17 protein-coding genes are annotated in these 17,919 nt (G+C 65.0%); 7 read left to right on the top strand and 10 right to left on the bottom strand.

Annotated elements, in window-relative coordinates; translation table 11 throughout:
* Positions 1-175 precede the first annotated feature (175 nt).
* On the top strand, positions 176-1,570 hold the full coding sequence (locus tag OX460_RS22235) for an MATE family efflux transporter (RefSeq protein ID WP_289899957.1): 1,395 nt from the start codon (positions 176-178) through the stop codon (positions 1,568-1,570).
* 214 nt (positions 1,571-1,784) lie between these two features.
* Positions 1,785-3,995: a S9 family peptidase gene (locus OX460_RS22230; RefSeq protein WP_289899956.1), complete on the top strand. Its 2,211-nt coding sequence runs from the start codon at positions 1,785-1,787 to the stop codon at positions 3,993-3,995.
* Positions 3,996-4,068: 73 nt separating this feature from the next.
* Here the strand turns inward: OX460_RS22230 and OX460_RS22225 are convergent, their stop codons facing one another.
* The 3 genes from OX460_RS22225 to OX460_RS22215 form a co-directional block, all read right to left on the bottom strand.
* On the bottom strand, positions 4,069-4,254 hold the full coding sequence (locus OX460_RS22225) for a CsbD family protein (RefSeq protein ID WP_077400637.1): 186 nt from the start codon (positions 4,252-4,254) through the stop codon (positions 4,069-4,071).
* 174 nt (positions 4,255-4,428) lie between these two features.
* A complete protein-coding gene (locus tag OX460_RS22220; protein WP_289899955.1) occupies positions 4,429-5,064 on the bottom strand; it encodes a class I SAM-dependent methyltransferase in 636 nt (211 codons plus the stop codon).
* Between the two features lie 70 nt (positions 5,065-5,134).
* The gene (locus OX460_RS22215; RefSeq protein WP_289899954.1) at positions 5,135-7,204 is read right to left on the bottom strand and encodes a M13 family metallopeptidase; all 2,070 of its coding nucleotides are present in this window, start codon (positions 7,202-7,204) and stop codon (positions 5,135-5,137) included.
* A gap of 138 nt (positions 7,205-7,342) precedes the next feature.
* Between OX460_RS22215 and OX460_RS22210 the strand changes: the two genes are divergently transcribed.
* On the top strand, positions 7,343-8,170 hold the full coding sequence (locus OX460_RS22210) for an HDOD domain-containing protein (protein ID WP_099668200.1): 828 nt from the start codon (positions 7,343-7,345) through the stop codon (positions 8,168-8,170).
* A gap of 223 nt (positions 8,171-8,393) precedes the next feature.
* Positions 8,394-8,645: a flagellar protein FliT gene (locus OX460_RS22205; protein ID WP_289899953.1), complete on the top strand. Its 252-nt coding sequence runs from the start codon at positions 8,394-8,396 to the stop codon at positions 8,643-8,645.
* 431 nt (positions 8,646-9,076) lie between these two features.
* Here the strand turns inward: OX460_RS22205 and OX460_RS22200 are convergent, their stop codons facing one another.
* Positions 9,077-10,219, bottom strand: a complete 1,143-nt coding sequence (locus tag OX460_RS22200) for a hypothetical protein (RefSeq protein WP_289899952.1) — start codon at positions 10,217-10,219, stop codon at positions 9,077-9,079.
* 171 nt (positions 10,220-10,390) lie between these two features.
* On the opposite strand from OX460_RS22200, the gene fumC reads away from it, so the two are divergent.
* The 3 genes from fumC (at position 10,391) to OX460_RS22185 (ending at position 12,512) form a co-directional block, all read left to right on the top strand.
* Complete coding sequence (gene fumC, locus OX460_RS22195) at positions 10,391-11,785, top strand: class II fumarate hydratase (RefSeq protein ID WP_289899951.1); 1,395 nt, start codon at positions 10,391-10,393, stop codon at positions 11,783-11,785.
* Positions 11,786-11,881: 96 nt separating this feature from the next.
* Entirely contained in the window at positions 11,882-12,103 is a 222-nt protein-coding gene (locus tag OX460_RS22190) for an RNA-binding S4 domain-containing protein (protein ID WP_071079051.1), read from the top strand.
* 124 nt (positions 12,104-12,227) lie between these two features.
* Complete coding sequence (locus OX460_RS22185; RefSeq protein ID WP_034759786.1) at positions 12,228-12,512, top strand: hypothetical protein; 285 nt, start codon at positions 12,228-12,230, stop codon at positions 12,510-12,512.
* A gap of 4 nt (positions 12,513-12,516) precedes the next feature.
* Here OX460_RS22185 and OX460_RS22180 read toward each other — a convergent pair whose 3' ends face one another.
* From OX460_RS22180 to OX460_RS22155, 6 genes are all read right to left on the bottom strand, one after another.
* Entirely contained in the window at positions 12,517-14,136 is a 1,620-nt protein-coding gene (locus OX460_RS22180; RefSeq protein ID WP_289899950.1) for a DUF692 family multinuclear iron-containing protein, read from the bottom strand.
* 17 nt (positions 14,137-14,153) lie between these two features.
* The gene (locus tag OX460_RS22175) at positions 14,154-14,456 is read right to left on the bottom strand and encodes a DUF2282 domain-containing protein (protein ID WP_289899949.1); all 303 of its coding nucleotides are present in this window, start codon (positions 14,454-14,456) and stop codon (positions 14,154-14,156) included.
* Positions 14,457-14,709: 253 nt separating this feature from the next.
* Positions 14,710-14,910, bottom strand: coding sequence for a YjfB family protein (locus OX460_RS22170; protein ID WP_034781856.1), 201 nt, complete (start codon positions 14,908-14,910; stop codon positions 14,710-14,712).
* 57 nt (positions 14,911-14,967) lie between these two features.
* Positions 14,968-15,504 (bottom strand): molybdopterin-guanine dinucleotide biosynthesis protein B, encoded by a 537-nt coding sequence (gene mobB / locus OX460_RS22165; RefSeq protein ID WP_289899948.1) that lies wholly within the window; start codon positions 15,502-15,504, stop codon positions 14,968-14,970.
* A 106-nt stretch (positions 15,505-15,610) separates the two neighbouring features.
* Positions 15,611-17,098, bottom strand: a complete 1,488-nt coding sequence (locus OX460_RS22160; protein WP_289899947.1) for an alkaline phosphatase family protein — start codon at positions 17,096-17,098, stop codon at positions 15,611-15,613.
* Between the two features lie 100 nt (positions 17,099-17,198).
* Complete coding sequence (locus OX460_RS22155) at positions 17,199-17,918, bottom strand: general secretion pathway protein GspB (protein ID WP_289899946.1); 720 nt, start codon at positions 17,916-17,918, stop codon at positions 17,199-17,201.
* Between the last annotated feature and the right edge of the window lies 1 nt (position 17,919).

The raw sequence follows: 17,919 nt of genomic DNA, 5'->3' as shown, positions 1-17,919 counted from the left end.
GTCAGGGTACTGCGGTTGACTATTTGGTCATTTTGCCAAATAGAGCGCGCAGTCTATCCGCGACTGGCCCACTTAGCTGTAACAAATGATTACCGCGCGCCGCCCCCGGGGGCGGCACGGCGGACAAGCACGGCGAATGCCGGTAGAATCTTGTGTTTAGTCAAGCTTGCCGACCATGCCACACACTACCTCGTTCACCCTGCCCGCCGTCCGTACTGAAATTTCTTCGCTGTGGAAGCTGGCGTGGCCCATCCTGATCGGCCAGCTGGCCACCGTCGGCATGGGCGCGGCCGACGTGGCGATGACGGGCCATACGAATCCCGAGGAACTGGCCGCCGTCTCGCTGGGCGCGGCCATCTGGTCCATCGTACTCGTCACCGTGAGCGGCATCATGATGGCGATCAATACGCTGGTGGCGCATGAAATCGGCGCCGCGCGCCACGACCGGGTGCCGCACATCGTGCGCCAGTCGCTGTGGAAGGCGCTGCTCGTGGGCCTCGTGGCTTGCCTGCTGACGAACATGGCGGCGCTGGTGTTCGACCACCTGATGCTGGAGCCAAACGTGGCAGCCAAGGCCAAGCTGTTCGTGCACATCATCAGCTGCGCGCTGCCGCCGTTCGCCGCCTACCGCGCGCTGTACGGCTACAGCACCAGCATCAACCAGACCAAGCCCGTGATGGTCATCGCGCTGGCCGCGCTGGGCCTGAACATCCTCGTCAACTACCTGCTGATCTACGGCCACTGGGGCATGCCGAAGATGGGCGGCGTGGGCTGCGCCGTGGCCACCACCTGCTGCGTGTGGATGATGTTGCTGGCCATGCTGGCCTGGATCAAGATCGCGCCCGCCTACCGCGCCACGTATCCGTTCACGCACTGGGAAGGGCCGCAGTTGTCGTCCATCGGCCCCATGCTGCGCCTGGGCCTGCCCATCGGCGTGACTTACTTTGCCGAAGTGAGCGCGTTTGGCGTCATCAGCCTGCTGGTGGCGCGCTTCGGCGTGATCCAGGTGTCCGCGCACCAGATCGCCCTGAATTTCTCGTCCGTCGTCTTCATGGTGCCGCTCACGTTCGGCATCGCGCTGGTCACGCGCGTGGGCCACGCCGTGGGCGAAGCAAACCTGCGCCGCGCGCGCTTCATTTCGTGGGTGGGCGTGGCCATGTCGCTGACGGCGGCCATCGTCTCGGCCACCGTCATCACCGTGTTCCGCCACCAGATCGCGCAAGCCTACACGTCCGACCCGCAAGTGCAGGCCCTGTGCGCGCAGCTGCTGCTGTTCGCCGCCCTGTTCCAGCTGTCCGACGCGACGCAGGTGGCGACGTCCTGCGCCATCCGCGGCTACAAGGTGACGCGCCAGCCGATGCTGATCCAGCTGCTGGCCTTCTGGGGCTTCTCGCTGCCGATCGGCTACGTGCTGGGCCTCGCGCCAGCCGGCTTCCCCTGGTCGCCGGCCGAGCCGATGGGCGCCGCCGGTTTCTGGATCGGCCTCGTCACGGGCTTGACGGTCGCCGCCGTGCTGCTGACCTGGTACTTGAACCGGCTGTCGCTACAGCGCCTGCGCGCGGCGCATTGAAACAATGCATGGGACACAGGGCGGCGCGCAATTTATGCATGCCGCCCTCCCTGCTTCGCCATACAAAGCCCCAGCGCCGTACTCTTTCCGCCAAAGTAAAGAAGGCAATTGCCGGATTATTCCGTGGCTGGCCCTATCGCATTAAACGCCGTGCTCTGGTATCGTTTGCTGTCAAGCATCTTCTTGACATCCCTTTACAATCACCGAGACATCCATGCGTTTTATTCTTTGTTTTCTGGCCGCGATGGCCAGCGTTCCCGCATCGGCTGAAAAGCTGACCCTGGAACGCATCCACGCCGATCCGGCGCTGGCCGGCCCCGGCGTGCGCAACCTGAAGGTCTCGCCCGACGGCGAGCGCGTCACGTTCCTGCGCGGCCGCGCGGACAACCAGTTCCAGCTCGACCTGTGGGAATTCAAGCTGAAGGACAAGAGCACGCACCGCCTGGTCGACTCGAAGGCGCTGGTGCCGAATGAAACGATTTCGCCCGAAGAGCAGGCGCGCCGCGAACGCGAGCGCACGGCCAGCCTGAACGGCATTCTCAGCTACAGCTGGTCGCCGGACGGCAAGCAGCTGCTGGTGCCGCTGGCCGGCAATCTGTACCTGGTCGACGCGGCCCACCCGGACAAGGCGCGCCTGGTCGCCAAGGGCAATGTGCTCGATCCGAAAATCTCGCCGAAAGGCCGCTACGTATCGTTTGTGCGCGATCAAAACATCTATGTGATCGACCTCAAGACGAACAAGGAACGCCAGCTGACCACCGATGGCAAGGGCACGATACGCAACGGCGAAGCCGAATTCGTGGCGCAGGAAGAAATGGGCCAGCGCACCGGCTACTACTGGGCTCCCGACGATTCCGCCATCGCCTATAAACGCTATGACGAAGCGCCCGTACCCGTCGTGCGCCGCTTCGAAATCTTCGCCGACCGCACCGACGTCGTGGAACAGCGCTACCCTGCCGCGGGCGACCCGAACGTGCTGGTGCAGCTGCTGATCGTCTCGCCGGAAACGGGCGCGCAGCGCCAGGTGGACCTGGGCACGAACCCGGACATCTACCTGGTGCGCGCCGACTGGAGCGCGGACGGCAAGTCGCTCGTGTACCAGCGCCAGTCGCGCGACCAGAAGACCCTCGACCTGGTCGCCGTCGATGCGGCCACCCTGGCGCAGCGCACCCTGCTGACGGAAACGTCAAAGACCTGGGTCAGCATCCATGACGACCTGCGCTTCCTGCCGAACGGCCAGTTCCTGTGGTCGTCCGAGCGCACGGGCCGCAACCACCTGTACCTGTACGACATGGGCGGCAAGCTGCTGCACCCGGTCACTTCCGGCGAGTGGGGCATCGACAGCGTGCTGGCCGTGAACCAGAAGACGGGTAAAGTCTACGTATCGTCGAACCGCGACGCCGTCATCGACAAGCAGACCTACGCCCTTGCGCTGGACGGCAGCACGGCCGACAAGCCGCAGCGCGTCACCAAGGCCGATGGCTGGCACGACACGACGTTCTCGCGCAATGGCGAAGTCTTCGTCGACACGTACTCGGACCCGGCCACGCCGCCGCAAGTGAGCATCCGCCGTCCGGACGGCGCCATGGTGGGCTGGCTGGAAGAAAACGCGCTGAACGCCAGCCACCCGTACTACAAGTACAAGGCGGACCACCTGCCGACGGAATACGGCACCCTGAAGGCCAACGATGGCCAGACCTTGCACTATTCGATCGTCAAGCCGTCGAACTTCGACGCCGGCAAGCGCTATCCCGTCTACCTGTCGACGTATGGCGGCCCGCACTCGCAGCACGTGGCTCGCCGCTGGGGCAACAACTTCGACCAGTACATGGCGCAGCAGGGCTTTGTCGTCTTCCGCCTCGATAACCGCGGTTCGTCGCGCCGCGAGCGCGCGTTTACGGACGCCATCTATCACAACCTGGGCGCGGCGGAAGTGGCGGACCAGCTGGTCGGCATCGACTGGCTGGGCAAGCAAAGCTTCGTCGATGCAAAACGCATCGGCGTGTTCGGCTGGAGCTACGGCGGCTTCATGACCCTGCGCTTGCTGTCGGCCGCCTCCGACAAGATCGCCATGGGCGTTTCCGTGGCGCCCGTGACCGACTGGTCGCTGTACGACACCCACTACACGGAGCAATTCCTCGGCATGCCGAAGGAAAACGTCGATGGCTACAAGGCCAGCACCGTGTTCGCCCACCTGGACGGCCTGAAGTCGCCGCTGCTGCTGGTGCACGGCATGGCCGACGATAACGTCTTGTTCAGCAACAGCACGCGCCTGATCGACGCGCTGGTGAACCGCGGCGTGCAGTTCGACCTGATGACGTATCCGGGCGCCAAGCACGGCATCTCGTCGCGCGCGGGCCAGCGCCACGTGTACAAGAAAATCGAGCTGTTCTTCAAGCAGAACCTGGCCAATCCAGTGAAATAGGTTTGACCGGCATCAAATAAAAAACCGCCGCCTGTCTCGCGACAGGCGGCGGTTTTTTTATGCGTGCGCCAGATTACGGTTTGCGCGTGACGGTTTCCACCGCGTCCTTGACGTCGCCGACTTTCTTCTGCACTTTGCCTTCGACCTGGTTTGCCAGGCCCTTGGCTTGCTGTTCTTCGCTGCCGACGATCTTGCCAGCGGCTTCCTGGATTTTACCGCCGACTTCCTTCAGTTTACCTTCGACTTGATCTTTGTTCATGATGGATCCTCACTGTAGTTGGTACATCTGTTGTCCGGCCCCGAAGGGCCGGTACTGCGGCTCACACGCTGTTGCAAACTGCTTGCTGCGTGTCGATGTGTCCATACTACGGGTCGGGGGATCAATGCTCTGTACGGTTCCTAACACATGCTCAATTTGCGCCAATATCGGCGATCACGCGGACTTGCGCCACACGGTGGCCAGCCACGGCTGCTGGTCGCGCGGCAAGCCCGGCGGACGGTAGTACTGGTCGAGCAGGCTGAAACCGGCCGCCTGCACGTAGGCGGCCCACGTCTCCTCGTCGTGATAGCTGCCGTAGCGGGCGCCATTCCAGCCTTCCTGGTTCTGCCCGCGCGGATTCGAGCTGAACAGCACGCCACCGGGCTTCAGGCAAGCGTGCAAGGCGCGCAGCACGCCGGGCAAGACGGCGCTGGGCACGTGGAACAGCACGGCATTGGCAAACACGCCGTCGAAGTGCGCGGCCGGCAAATCGAGGTCGACGAAATCCTGCTGCCACACGGTGCAGCCGCTGTAGGCGCGCGCCATCTCGACGAAGCGTGGGCAGCCATCGACGCCCGTGGCGTGATGCCCCATGGCCGTGAACGCCTTCAGGTCGCGGCCCGGGCCGCAACCGAGGTCGAGGATGGACAGCGGCGCCGGCTTGCCGATGGCGTCCAGCAGCGCGGCGATGTTCTGGCTGACGTCGTGGTCGCGCGTGCCTTCGAAAAACTGCTCGGCGCTGGCGTCGTAATGGGCCAGGGTGCGCCCCGTGATGGCGTGGATGGGGTCTTGCGGTGGGCTTGGCTGCATGGCGGTCCTGTCGATATGTTCCGCCATTTTACGCTGCCGACCAGCTCCCCGGCCGGCAGCGTCAGCACTCTTACCAGACGCGCACGCGCTGCTCCGGCGCCAGGTACAGCTGCTGGCCCGGCTGGACGTCGAAGGCCGGGTACCAGGCGTCGAGATTGCGCACGGTGGCGGCACGGTATTGCGCCGGCGCATGGCCATCCGTGAGGATTTGCTGGCGCGCCGCCGCTTCGCGCGCCTTGCTGCGCCAGCTGACGCCATAGCCCGTGAAGAAATCGCGGTCGGCGCCCGCCTGCAGCGGCTTGCCCTGCTGCGACAGGGTGAACGCATCGTGCGCGGCCGCCACGCCGGCCAGATCGGCCAGGTTTTCGCTCAGTGTCAGCTGGCCATTCACGGCCAGGTCGGGGAATGGTTTATAGGCCGCGAACTGCGCCACCAATTGCTTGGATGCCGTCTGGAAATGCGCCAGGTCGGCCGGCGTCCACCAGTCGCGCAGCTTGCCCTGGGCGTCGAACTGGGCGCCCTGGTCATCGAAGCTGTGGCTGATCTCGTGGCCGATGGTGGCGCCGATGCCGCCGTAATTGGCCGCGTCGGATGCCTGCGGGTCGAAGAATGGCGGCTGCAGGATGGCGGCCGGGAAGTTCAGCGCATTTTGCAGCGGCAGGTTGACGGCGTTGACCAGTTGCGCCGGCATGGCCCAGGCCTTGCGGTCGGGCGACTGGCCCAGCTTGGCCAGCTCCTGGCGATAGTGGAACTGTTCCGCCCGCTGTACATTGCCCAGCGCATCGCCGCGCACCACGCGCAAGCCAGCGTAACTGTCCCAGCGCTCCGGATAGCCCACGCCCACGTACAGGGTTTGCAGTTTTTCCTGCGCCTGCGCCTTGGTGGCCGGCGCCATCCAGTCCAGCTTGTCGATGCGGCGCGAGAAGGCGGCGACGATATTCGTCACCATCTCCTGCACGCGGGCTTTCGATTCCGGCGGGAAATAGCGTTCCACGTACAGCTTGCCGACGGCGTCGCTGAGGGCCGCATTCGTCGCGGCCAGCGCGCGCTTGCTGCGCGGCGACTGCTGCGGCGTGCCGCTCAGGGCGCTGCCATAGAAGGCAAAGCGCTGGTCGGCGGCCGCCTTCGGCAAGGTGGTGCTGAAATGGTTGATGGCGTGGAAGGCCAGGAAATCCTTCCACGTGGCCAGCGGCACGCTCGCCACCAGCGCGGCGCTGCCCGTCATGGCCGACGGATGCCAGACGATGAAATCCGTCTGCTTGCCCAGGCCCGCCGCCTGGAAGAAGGCTTGCCAGTCCAGGCCCGGCGCCTTGCTGGCGAAGTCGGCGGCGCGCCACGCGTTGTTGCCCTTGGCGACATCGGCCGAATCCTCGCGGCTGGCGTGGCTGGCGGCAATTTGCTGTTCCAGCGCAAACACGCGCGCGGCGCGGGCCGGCGCATCGCCGTAGCCGGCCTGCTTGAGCATGGCGGCGATATGCGCCTGGTAGCCGGCGCGCAAGCCCTGCATGCGGGCGCTGTCGTCCTGGTAAAAGGCGCGGTCGGGCAAGCCCAGTCCGCCCTGCAGCAGGTAGGCGACATTGCGCGTGGTGTCGTTCAAGTCTTGCGCCACCCACAGGCCGAACAGGTTTTCCGTATAAAAATTGGTGGAATTGAGCGGATCGACATCGGCGCGCAAGCTCTCGCCCAGCGCCCGGGCCAGCCCTGCCTGGTCGCGTATGCCATTGATCTTGCTCAACAAGGGCTTGATCGGGGCCCAGCCTTTCGCTTCGATAGCCGACTCATCCATCCAGGAACGGTAAAAATCGCTGACCTGGCGCGCGGAGGCATCGGCCTGCGGCGCCGCCGCCAGGCCTTCGACGAGGGCGATGATGCGCTCGTTGGTCGCATTGGCGAGGATGGCGAACGAACCCCAGCTGCTGCGGTCGGCCGGAATCTCCGTGCCGCGCAGCCAGTCGCCATTCACGTAGTCATAGAAGTCGTCGCCGGGCAAGGCGGCGGGGACGGCGGCGCCAGCGACATCGGCGGCGGCCGGCTGGCCGTGCGCCCGGGCGGGCAAGCCGGTCAGCGAGACGCCGGCCAGGGCGAGGACGATGGCGGCCTGGACTGGCGTCCGGGACCAGGAAAAACGCAAACCGTGCATGGCGATCCTTTCGATGGAATAGTCAAAATCATAGCCTGTTTCCCATGCAAAAAGCATCCCGGAACTTTTTTGCATGCGGACAAAAAATCGGCCTATAGTTTTACGACCCCGTGCCGCGTGTACGCCAAGGAGATTGCCATGCAACTGGAAGCGCTGTTCCAGCAACCCCACGCCCTGCCTGCCGCCCCGAAGATCGTCGATGAACTGGTGCGCAGTTTCGACAACCCCGCCATCGCCACCGAAGACATCGCGCGCCAGCTGGGAGCGGACCCGGCCTTGAGCGCCAAGCTGCTGCGGCTGGCCAATTCAGCCTATTACCACGTCTCGCGCAGCATCGGCACGGTGGAAGACGCCGTGCTCATGCTCGGCTTTGTTACCGTGCGCACCCTCGTCATCAGCTCGGGCCTGGTCAGCGGCTTCAAGGCCGTGCCCGGCCTGAACCTGCCGCAATTCTGGCGCTACAGCCTGCACAGCGCCGTGTCGGCCCGCTGGATCGCCAGGCAGACGGGCGACAACCAGGACCTGGCGTTCACCATCGGCATGATGCATGCGATCGGACAACTGGTGATCCATGCCGCCATGCCCGAGCAAGCCATGCAGCTCGACAAGATCGCCCCACCGCTCGATGCGCGCCGGCTCGACGCGGAGCGGGTCTCGCTGGGCTATGACTATGCGCAGGTGGGCGCCGAACTGGCGCGCCGCTGGAAGTTCCCCGGCGCCTTTGCCGACGCCATCGCCGCCTTTCCCGACCCGCTGGCCAAGGCGCCGCTGAACCGCCTGGCCGCCATCATCCACCTGGCCGCCTGGCGCGCCCGCATCGATGAAAACGCCCTGAGCAATGAAGAAATCATCGCCTGCTACCCCGGCAACGTGGCCGAAGCGCTCGGTTTGCCGCCCTCGGTACTGGTCGACAAGATGCCGCCGCCAGCCGAACTGAGCGCGGGATTGGAAGAACTCGTCAAATAAATCCCCCACCGCCGGCATCGCCGACCCTGCATCCATGCGGGTTTGCGGGCGATTCCGGCGGATCGCCAAAATTATCCAGATTATTTTCACTTTTTTTTCAAAAACACCCTCAAGTTCCCGTTAAGCACGCCGTTAATCTAGACAAGCGGTAATCCATTCACTAGTTACGGGTGTGCTCATGACCTCCAACGACGTTATCTCGATGTATGAAAATATTGCAGGAATGACCAATAAAATGGTCGTGGCCGCACGTTCGAGCGACTGGAATGACTTGGATGCCCTGGAAAACCAGTGCGCCAGCGCCGCCAGCACGGTCATGACGGGCAAGATACCCGCCCTGGCCGGCGCCTCGCGCCTGCGCAAGATCGACTTGCTCAAGCAAATCCTGGCCAACGACCGCGAAATCCGCACCATCACGGAACCGTGGATGACGCAGCTGCCGAACGCCATGCAAGGTTCGCGCGCCCGCATGTAAGCCATATGGCAGCACCAGAAACGACAAAAGCACCCGCGGGTGCTTTTTTTACGTCTGCCGCCTTGCCGGGGAGCGCGCCATCTGCGGCGCTCGGGAAACAAGGAGGGGGAATTTGGAAGGCGAGCCCCAGGTATCTCCTGGCGTCGCCTCGCTGCCGGTTGCATCCGGCGTTCGCGAGCACATCGTCGGCATCGCGAACCGCTTCCAGACCCAGGCGTTTATGCAACGCTACACCTGTTTGCCGCGCCACACTATCGTTGGTGACTGCGCCAGGCTGGGGCCGTTTTGTCGTAGAGCAAGTCCACTGAATTAATCATATCACCATATTTAAGAAACAGGCAACACGCGATACAAGCATTTTTCTGTCTTTTTTCAATATCTTTTTTTATATCAAATTCCGGCGCCGCCTTGTCGCAGCCCTTGCAACATCATCAACGCGAGAACGGCTCCGGTTCCGGCTCGTCCGCCGCGCCCTCTTCCACCGCTTCCGTCAGCACGGACGCCTCCTTCTTCTTGCGGCCGAATGGCTTGCGCAGCAAGACCCAGTATTTCGACGGCGCACTAGGCCCCGCCGCCTGCTTGCGCTTGCGCACGACGTACACGATGAGGGCCGTCAACAGCAGGAAGGCCAGGGTGCCGATACCCAGCCACAGCAAACCGTTGCCGCCCGCCTTCTTCTCGGCTGCGGGCGCCGCGTGCAGGGGCTTGGGCTTGGCATGCGGCGCCTGCGCCTCAGCCGGCGCGGCAGCCGGCGCAGCGGCGGCAGCAGCAGCGGCAGGCTGAGCCAGCGCCTGCTGCAAGGCGCCGATCTTGCCTTCCAATTCGCCGAGCTTGTCATTCAAAGCCGCGTTTTTCTCGTCCAGCGCCACGCATGCTTGCGCCTGCTCCATATTGGCTTGCGGCGCGCAAGCGGCGACGGGCGCCGTGGCGCGGCGCAACGGCGCCGGACGCAGTGCGGCAGCGGGCGGCGCGGGCGCGGCGGGCGGCGGCACGAACACGCGCGCCGGGCGCACCAAGCCCTCGGCGCGCGCGCGGGCCGCCAGGGCGGCGGCATCGGGCGACGGCGCGGCGGAGACGGCGCGCGGCAATGGCAACGGTTGCGGCACGGGCGCGGGCGCGGGCGCCGGAACGGCGGGCCTGGCTGGCGCGCTGACAGGGGCGACGGCGGCGGGCGGGGCCGGCGTCAGCCACAAGGTGCCCAGGCGCACGACGGCGCCATTGCCACTGCCCAGCAATAAATACAGGTGCACATGGCCTGCCTGGATCGCTTGCCGCGTTGTCACGCGCACATAGTGGCGCCCACCGCGCTCCAGCGGGCTGATGGTCAAGGTTTGCAGGGCCGGATCCATGCCGATGCCGCCGCCGCGGTACACATCGGGCGAAGCCAGGCGCACGGCCACGCCGCTCGCTTCCTCGGGCGCCAGGGCCGTCAGTTCTATCTCGGCCAGCAGGGGCTGCCCCACGTGCGACAGCACGGCCATGTCACCCAGTTCGGCCGCCATGACGGGCGGCAAGGCCAGGCTGGCGGCGGCGCACGCGATCAGGGACCAACGGGGAAAGATGCTGCTCTGCATGGACTGATCGCTTTGATAACAGGATAGGAAGGGGAACTCGCCTGTCTTTAACGGCAGGAAATCGCAAAAATATAGATGGGTCAGGGTAAAAATGATGCAATACAGCATCATCCTGTGCTTTTTTGACGCCTGGAGTACACTCGATCCACCTCCATCGATGAAAGGGATGCCATGAGTAGCAGAATCGAACGCGACAGTTTCGGCCCGATCGACGTACCCGCCGACCGGCTGTGGGGAGCGCAAACGCAGCGCTCGCTTGAGCACTTCCATATCTCCACGGAAAAGATGCCGCCCGAACTGATCGCCGCCCTGGCCACCGTCAAGCGCGCGGCCGCCCACGTCAACCTGGACCTGGGTCTATTGGATGGCAAGAAAGCCATCGCCATCACGCAGGCGGCCGACGAAGTACTGGCCGGCAAGCACGAAGCAGAATTCCCGCTGGCCGTCTGGCAGACGGGCTCTGGCACGCAAAGCAATATGAACATGAACGAGGTGCTGGCCAACCGCGGCTCCGAGCTGATCGGCGGCTTGCGGGGCGAGGGACGCCTGCTGCACCCGAACGACGACGTCAACCTGGGCCAGTCCTCGAACGACATCTTCCCCACCGCCATCCACGTGGCCGCCGCCCTGGCCGTCGCCAACACCGTCTTGCCGCCGCTGCGCCAGCTGCGCGCCACCCTGGACGCGAAAGCGACGGAGTTTGCCGACATCGTCAAGATCGGCCGCACCCACTTGCAGGACGCGACGCCGCTGACCCTGGGCCAGGAATTTTCCGGCTACGTGGCGCAGCTGGACTTTGCCGAGCACATCATCACGGCATCGTTGCCGCCGCTGCTGCAGCTGGCCGCCGGCGGCACGGCCGTGGGCACGGGATTGAATGCCCACGTGGAATTTGCCGGCCGCATCGCCACGGAACTGGTGCGCCTGACGGGCCAGCCGTTCGAGACGGCCAGCAACAAGTTTGCCGCGCTGGCGGCCCACGACGCCTTGGTGGCCGCCCATGGCGCGCTGAAAACCCTGGCCACGGCCCTGATGAAAATCGCCAACGACGTGCGCTGGATGGCGTCCGGCCCCCGTTCCGGCCTCGGTGAAATCACCATCCCCGAAAACGAGCCGGGCAGCTCCATCATGCCGGGCAAGGTCAACCCCACGCAGTGCGAAGCGCTGACCATGCTGTGCTGCCAGGTATTCGGCAACGATGTCGCCATCACGGTGGGCGGCGCCTCGGGCAATTTCGAGCTGAACGTCTTCAAGCCCTTGATTGCGCACAACTTCCTGCAAAGCGCGCGCCTGCTGGGCGACGGCATGCGCAGCTTCGACGAGCATTGCGCGCACGGCATCGCGCCGAACCGCGAGCGCATCGCCGAACTGATGGAACGCTCCCTGATGCTGGTCACGGCGCTGGCGCCGCACATCGGCTACGACAAGGCGGCGCAAATCGCCAAGCAGGCCCAGCATGAAGGCACGACCTTGAAGGAAACGGCGCTGGCCCTGGGCTTTGTGACGGAAGAGCAATTCGGTGCGTGGATCGTGCCCCTGGACATGACGCGGCCCAACAAAAGTTAAGGCTCAGCCTGCATTCCTCCTGGCTTCATGTAAACTATGACCTTAGTTGACACCGTCATTAAGTGTTTAAAACACATCGTTGCAATAAGGGATACAATGCAAAAAGTAAGCTTTGATTTAACATCCGAGTTCGTCGAGCTGAACCAGCTGCTGAAGCTGGTCGGCCTGTGCGACAGCGGTGGCGCAGGCAAGGTCATGGTCGATAGCGGCGTGGTGAAGGTCGATGGCAAGAAGGAATTGCGCAAGACCGCCAAGATCCGCGCCGGCCAGGTCGTCAGCGTGGGCGATATCCGTATCACGGTCGTCGCTCCCGCTTGATGCCTGCATGGGGCGCGAAAGCAGCCCCATGCGTCCAGCCAGCGCCCTGCCAGCCGGCTGCCTGGATCAAGCTGCAAACACGTCGTTATTGTCAGATAAATATCGATTGCAGAAGGGAAGCGCCATGGACCATCCCGAACAAGGTACGCGCAGCCAGGAACGCCTGATCGGCGACTTGCGCCAGGTAATAGAAAACGCGGAAGAATTGCTGCGTAACACAGACAAATACACCAGCAGCCTGTACCAGAGCGCGCGCGCCAGGCTGGAACTGGCCCTCGTCGCGGCCACGGCCGAGCTCGCCCGCTTTGAAGAAGAGCAAGTCACGCGCATGATGGACGCCACTCTGGCCGCGAATGCCCTGTACCGCGATCAGACGGGCGAAGCGCGTCTGCTGCGGGCCTTCGAATAAACAGTCAGGTCGTCAACACCGCATGCGCCAGCCACTGGCGCAAGTGCGCGGCCAGGTCGAATGCGGGGTCCAGCTCGAACGCCGCATCGAGCGCGGCGCCAAACGTCTGCCCCTGCTTTAACGCCAGCAAGGCGGCATGCGCAGCCGCATCCAGTAGCAGCACCTGCGCCTTCCAGCCCGGCCGGCATACGAGCGCGCAGCTCGCCACCTGCATATCCTGCGGAAACCTCCCCTGCCGCTCTCCCTCCTGATGCGCCTGCCACAGGGCCGCCACTTGCCAATCCGATGCCAGCAAGGCGCAGGCGGGATGCAAGCTGAAGCGCCGCGCTTCCAGCTGATCGGGATGCAAGGCGGCCAGCGACTCGGGCGTCAGGCCCTGCGCATCGTCCGCGTAATGGGCCAGGTGCACGGCCCATTCCAGGCGCGCCATGTCCGGCAGATAGGGCAAGCCGGAGATATGCGGGAAAGTGGCCAGAAAATCGGCGAAACGGGCGCCAAACTGGTTCAAATCGGCGCTATCGGATGGCATCTGCCGCCCATACGCGCGCGCCAGGCCGCCCAGGAATTCCTCGCCTACCAGCGCCAGCACGACGGGATAGGCGTGCGCCAGGGTGCGGCGCCAGGTGGCGCTCATATTGCCACGGTACAGCGCAAAACGCTGCGACACCGCCTCGCCCGCGAACGATGGCAATGCTGCCTCGGCATCCAGCAAGGCCGTGGCAAACGCTTGCTGGCCGGCCGCCAACGCATCAAGCGACGCGGGCGGCGGCGCCGGCAGCGCTATTCCCTGCCATGGCGTTGGCGGCGCATGCCGCGCCAGCATGACTTGCGCCTTGTCCGCCTCGCCCAGCAAGACATCGAGGGCGGGCAAGTCCGTATCCCATTCGACCAGCGTGGGAATAGCGCCAAAGCGCTGCAAGGCGGCCGCATACAGGTCCCAGACGGGATCAGCCACGGCGGCGCCGTGATGGTCGATCACGGCATGCGGCGTTACCAGATGGCCGCCCAGGTGCAGCTCGCCCACGCTGCCCGGCGCGATGGACAGCATGGCCGTCAAGGCGTCTTCGCCGTGGTTGCACTGGTTCACATACAGGTTATTGATATCGAGCAGCAGCCCGCAGCCGCTGCGCCGCGCCAGCTCCGCCAGGAATTGCGCCTCGCTCATGGCATCGTCGGCAAAACGCAGGTAAGTGGAGACATTCTCCAGCAAAATCGGCCTTTTCAGCGCATTCTGCACCCTCCCCACCCTGGCGCACAGCAAATCGAGGGCGGCGCCATTCAAGGCCAGCGGCAGCAGATCATTGAGTTGCTGCTGCGCCACGGCGCCCCAGCACAGGTGTTCCGACACGAGGACCGGCTCGATGCGCTCGACCACGGCGCGCACGCGCTGCAAGTGACTCTCGGAAAAACCGCGCGCGGATCCCAGCCCCAGGCCCACGCCATGCAGGCTGATGGGGTAATCCTGGCGCAGGGTGTCCAATACATGGTTATCCCAGCCCGACGGCTGCAGATAATTTTCGGTGTGTACTTCCAGCCAGCCCACCCTGGGGCGGCGCGCCAGGAAGTCGCGGTAGTGCGCGGCGCGCAAACCGACGCCGGCAAGCGCTTGAACTGACGGCGGCATGGGCAGGCGGCGGATGCTTACGGCTGCGTGGCCGGTTTTGCCGCCTTGCCGGCCTTGATGGGCTTGACGGAGCCGCCCGCCTGTTCGCACGTGCCCTTGGCAACATACGTCCATTCCGTCGGCAAGTTGTCCGCCTCCGCCTGGCCCGCGCAGGAGTGCGCGCCGTCGGATGAGGCGCAATCGTTCTGCCCTGCCTTGGCCACGCCATAACACTTTTCCTTGTCGCCAGGGGCGGGACCATCGTGCGCGGCCGCGTTGAGGGTGGTGCCGGCACAGATGCCCGCGAGGGTGGCGGCGATGAGAGCTTGACGTTTGTTCATGGGAAATCCTCTTGCATGGGTCAAAGTAATGGCACGCCCCGGGCTGCGCTGATGGGCAACGCGAGGTGATGGACGCCATTCTACTGAATCGGCCGTGCCATGGCGAACCATGGTCAATTAATCAACTTGACAGGGGCGGAGAGAAAAATGGAAGGAAGGCAGGCTGCAGACAAAAACGCCCACGCGCCACCGTCGATGACGGTGGTGTGGGCGTAAGTAATGCGAGCGCCAGACGGGCGCCGCGGGACTGCGCTCAGGCGGTCGTGTTGATGCGGTTGCCGAGGTGAGCCGGCAGACTTGGCGCCGACTGTACCGGTGGCAACGCTGCCAGCAAGGCCGTGGCGGTCGAGCTTTGGATATCCTGGGCTTTTTTCAGGACAGTCAAGCCGACGGCTTGCCGCGTGCCTGTCTCCGCCATCGTGGTTGACAGTTGAGCAATGCTTCCGACGTCCATACGTTTCTCCAATGAGGTTCTACCCTTGTTAACGGATGCCGCCGGCAAACCTTTAGCTTATTTTTCCAGCTTATTTTCCAACTGCAGCAGCAACCAGGCCAGCACGTGTTCGCGCGCATTCAAGTCCAACCATTGCACGCCCTCGCGCAAGTCGGTCGGCGCCGGGCTGTCCGACGCGACGGCGACCACATGCGGGTCATGCGGATACAGGGGCGCCTGCCCCACTTCCGGACGGAATACTTCCAGCTTCGGAATGGGGTCCGTCTTGAAGCCTTCCACCAGGGTCAGGTCTGCCGGCCCCATGCGGGCCAATTGCTGCGCCAGGCTGGGTTCCGGCGCGCCGCGCAGTTCATGCACGATGGCAAAACGGTACGGCGACGCCACCAGCACTTCCGCCGCGCCGGCCAGGCGCAGGCGGGCGCTGTCCTTTTGCGGCGGTTCCAGCGCCAGGTCATGGTGGCTGTGCTTGACCAGGTTGACGCGCAAGCCGCGCGCCGCCATTTCCTTCACTACAAATTCCAGCAGGGTCGTCTTGCCGCTACCGGAACGGCCGATCACACCGAGTACCGGGTGTGCGGGCATCGCATCGTGCATGGTCACTCCTTGATTGAGAAGGAATGATTATACGCAGCCCACCGGCGCTGCCGCCTGGCGCAGGCGCCGCGCATCGCCCGACTCATAGCGCAACTCATCGCGCAACTCAAGCGCCGCCGGATTTCCCGCCATTCCTGGCATTGGCGGGCCCCGGCTTGCCGCCCTGCCGCCGGCGCCTGCCCACCGGCTTCGGCGCTGCCGCTCCCGCCGCTTGACTTGCCGTTTTACTCGCCGTTCTACCATCCACCGCCTGCGCATTCCTCGCCCTGCGCGCCAATTGCCGGTGGGCGGCGATCGCGCCCGCCTCCGCATCGGACTGGAAGGGAACGGCGGCAGCGGCGGCCAGCGCGCCATCCGGCGGGGAAGCAAGCGCCAGCAGGGCGAAATCCTGCGCCCGCACATCCGCTTCCCAGGCGGCGCGCTGCGCCTGCACGGCTGCGGGCACGGCAGGCGCAGCACGCGGCTGCGCCAGGGTCAGCACGGCGCCCAGGCCGCTGGCGGCCGCCACGCGCGCGCCCATCTGGGGCAAGGCGCCATCGGCGGCGCGGCAAAAGCGCTGCAGGATGGTCTTGATGATCGACGCGTGATCGTAAACCTCGTGGCTGACGCTGCCAGGCGCGATCAGCGGCGACACGAGCAGCATGGGCACGCGCACGCCGTAGCGGCGAAACGCGGGGTCGTCGTCCACGGCGACGGGTGGCGGCACATGGTCGAAAAAGCCGCCGTGCTCGTCATAACTGAGGATGAGCAAGGTGCGCGCCCAGGCGGGACCGCGCGACAGGGCCTGGTACACCTGCGCCACCAGCGCCTGGCCGGCGCGGATATCGGCCGGCGGGTGGTCGTCATTGTCGAAGAAATGGGGATCGATCCAGCTGACCGAGGGCAAGGCGCCCGCCAGCGCATCGCCGATGAAACCATAGCGGCGGGCGCTGGAGCCGAACGGTTCGTACATGTCGGACGAGCGGTAATGGTCGTCCGTCAGCGCCAAGCTCCAGGGTTTCCAGGCGGAATAAAACTTCCAGCTGACCTGGGCCCGCTCGAGGTGGCGCACGAAGGATTTGTTCGCATACAGGGGCACGCGCTTGCTGTCCTTGCTGCCGGCCGCCTTGCCGCTGACCGCATACAGGCGGTTGGGCCAGGTGGCGCCCGGCACGGAACTGTAGCAGCGGTCGCAGACGCAGAATTGCTGCGCCAGGAAATCGTACATGGGCAAGTCGGCCCCATTGTAGTAGCCCATGACCAGGTCGATATCGGGATCGCCCGGATGCGTTTGCGCATAATCGTCGACAAAGCCACCGTTATTGTTTTGCAATTGCTGCGCCACCGACATGCCCGTATGCGACGGGTCTTGCTGCGGGCCAAAGGCCGTGCGCAGCAAATGGTGCACGGGGTAGCGCACGCCCGCATGCACGTTGGCATGGCTTGCCTGCAAGCCATCGATATCGGTGCGCCCGCCTTCCAGGCTCAGGTAGCCAAGCATGTGGTCGAACGAGCGGTTTTCCATCATCAGCACGACGATATGGTCGATGCGCGCCAGGTTTCCCAGGCCCTGCGCATCAAGCACACCCTCGCCAGCAGTTGCGGCAGCAATCATCGGACCTCCCCGGCCGCGCTCACGGTCGCAGCGACCCTGGTTTGACCAGGCCTGGCCAGTATGGTTCAGCTATGGCGGCCCGGCCTTGATGCACAACAACTCAATATGGCACGCGGTAGCGGTAGCCCTTGAAACTGAAGATGGCCGCCTTCGGCTGCAACTTTTCCAGCACCAGGCCGGGCGCCAGCTCCTCGCCCTCGTGGCGTAAAATCTTGTCGATCAGCAACAGGCGGTCGGCCGGATTCTTCGAATAGATATAGCCGCCGATGGCGATGGCGGGGATTTGCCGCTGTATCGGCTCGGGCAAGTCGCGCATGCCGGGCACGTTCTCTTCGGCCGCCGGCGCGGGCGCGGGCGCTGGCGCGGGCATGGCCGGCGCCGGCGCGGGAGCGGGGACAGGCGGAGCGGCCTGGCCTGGCGTCTCCTGCTTCGGTTCCGGCACGGCCCTCGCATGGTGCACGGGCGCGGCGGTGGCCGCTGGCGGCACGGGTACGGGTACGGGTACGGGCGCAGCCGCGGGCGCGGGCGCGGGGACAGCAGGCGGCGGCGCTGCCGGCAGCGGCGCGGGCACGGCCTGGGCCAGCACGGCAGGGGCGACGGCCGCAGGCGCTGCCGCGTCCGCCTGCCACGGCTGCCACAGGAGCAGCGCGGCAGCCACGGCCACCGTCACACCGCCCAGCGCCAGCCACACGGGCGCGCGCCGCGCGGCGCCGGATGCGGCGGCATCGTGCAGCTGCACTTGCGGTGCGTGAATCGACGGCAACTCGCCCAGTTGGCGCTCGGCTTGCGATTTTTTCAGTGCTTCAAGTATGTAGGACATC

This window comes from Janthinobacterium sp. SUN033 (assembly GCF_030397595.1).
In the GTDB taxonomy this organism is placed as follows: domain Bacteria; phylum Pseudomonadota; class Gammaproteobacteria; order Burkholderiales; family Burkholderiaceae_D; genus Janthinobacterium; species Janthinobacterium kumbetense.
Note: the sequence above shows the minus strand (reverse complement) of the source record. Positions and strands in the feature narration are given on the sequence as shown.

Excerpts from the sequence above, each read along its gene's own strand:
- OX460_RS22235 (WP_289899957.1), top strand. The coding sequence starts at position 176 with ATGCCACACACTACCTCGTTCACCCTGCCCGCCGTCCGTACTGAAATT.
- OX460_RS22230 (WP_289899956.1), top strand. The coding sequence starts at position 1,785 with ATGCGTTTTATTCTTTGTTTTCTGGCCGCGATGGCCAGCGTTCCCGCA.
- OX460_RS22225 (WP_077400637.1), bottom strand. The coding sequence starts at position 4,254 with ATGAACAAAGATCAAGTCGAAGGTAAACTGAAGGAAGTCGGCGGTAAA.
- OX460_RS22220 (WP_289899955.1), bottom strand. The coding sequence starts at position 5,064 with ATGCAGCCAAGCCCACCGCAAGACCCCATCCACGCCATCACGGGGCGC.
- OX460_RS22215 (WP_289899954.1), bottom strand. The coding sequence starts at position 7,204 with ATGCACGGTTTGCGTTTTTCCTGGTCCCGGACGCCAGTCCAGGCCGCC.
- OX460_RS22210 (WP_099668200.1), top strand. The coding sequence starts at position 7,343 with ATGCAACTGGAAGCGCTGTTCCAGCAACCCCACGCCCTGCCTGCCGCC.
- OX460_RS22205 (WP_289899953.1), top strand. The coding sequence starts at position 8,394 with ATGACCAATAAAATGGTCGTGGCCGCACGTTCGAGCGACTGGAATGAC.
- OX460_RS22200 (WP_289899952.1), bottom strand. The coding sequence starts at position 10,219 with ATGCAGAGCAGCATCTTTCCCCGTTGGTCCCTGATCGCGTGCGCCGCC.
- fumC (WP_289899951.1), top strand. The coding sequence starts at position 10,391 with ATGAGTAGCAGAATCGAACGCGACAGTTTCGGCCCGATCGACGTACCC.
- OX460_RS22190 (WP_071079051.1), top strand. The coding sequence starts at position 11,882 with ATGCAAAAAGTAAGCTTTGATTTAACATCCGAGTTCGTCGAGCTGAAC.
- OX460_RS22185 (WP_034759786.1), top strand. The coding sequence starts at position 12,228 with ATGGACCATCCCGAACAAGGTACGCGCAGCCAGGAACGCCTGATCGGC.
- OX460_RS22180 (WP_289899950.1), bottom strand. The coding sequence starts at position 14,136 with ATGCCGCCGTCAGTTCAAGCGCTTGCCGGCGTCGGTTTGCGCGCCGCG.
- OX460_RS22175 (WP_289899949.1), bottom strand. The coding sequence starts at position 14,456 with ATGAACAAACGTCAAGCTCTCATCGCCGCCACCCTCGCGGGCATCTGT.
- OX460_RS22170 (WP_034781856.1), bottom strand. The coding sequence starts at position 14,910 with ATGGACGTCGGAAGCATTGCTCAACTGTCAACCACGATGGCGGAGACA.
- mobB (WP_289899948.1), bottom strand. The coding sequence starts at position 15,504 with ATGCACGATGCGATGCCCGCACACCCGGTACTCGGTGTGATCGGCCGT.
- OX460_RS22160 (WP_289899947.1), bottom strand. The coding sequence starts at position 17,098 with ATGATTGCTGCCGCAACTGCTGGCGAGGGTGTGCTTGATGCGCAGGGC.
- OX460_RS22155 (WP_289899946.1), bottom strand. The coding sequence starts at position 17,918 with ATGTCCTACATACTTGAAGCACTGAAAAAATCGCAAGCCGAGCGCCAA.